Source organism: Pseudomonas sp. PS01303 (assembly GCF_029959385.1).
In the GTDB taxonomy this organism is placed as follows: Bacteria; Pseudomonadota; Gammaproteobacteria; order Pseudomonadales; family Pseudomonadaceae; genus Aquipseudomonas; species Aquipseudomonas rustica.
Window position 1 is genome coordinate 1 of the sequence record NZ_JASCPK010000363.1, and the last position, 255, is coordinate 255.

The 255-nt window shown below is 49.8% G+C and carries 1 rRNA gene; it reads left to right on the forward strand.

The features are described 5' to 3' along the window. Positions 1-185 precede the first annotated feature (185 nt). Positions 186-255: ribosomal RNA gene (gene rrf, locus QMX93_RS30970) — 5S ribosomal RNA — on the forward strand; the annotation flags it as partial.

The following is a 255-nucleotide window of genomic DNA, read 5'->3' on the forward strand; positions in this document are numbered from 1 at the left end:
CCGTGAGGCTTGACCATATAACACCCAAGCAATTTGATGCTCCTAGTTGAAAAGACGAGAGAGACCAGATTGCGGTGTGTGAAGACGAAACGAACCGAAAGTTCGATGTTCACAAACACCGAAAGCTGTCACATACCCAATTTGCTGAAGCGAGGCCATCTGGTCACGACTCAGTACCCGAATTTCTTGACGACCATAGAGCGTTGGAACCACCTGATCCCATCCCGAACTCAGCAGTGAAACGATGCATCGCCG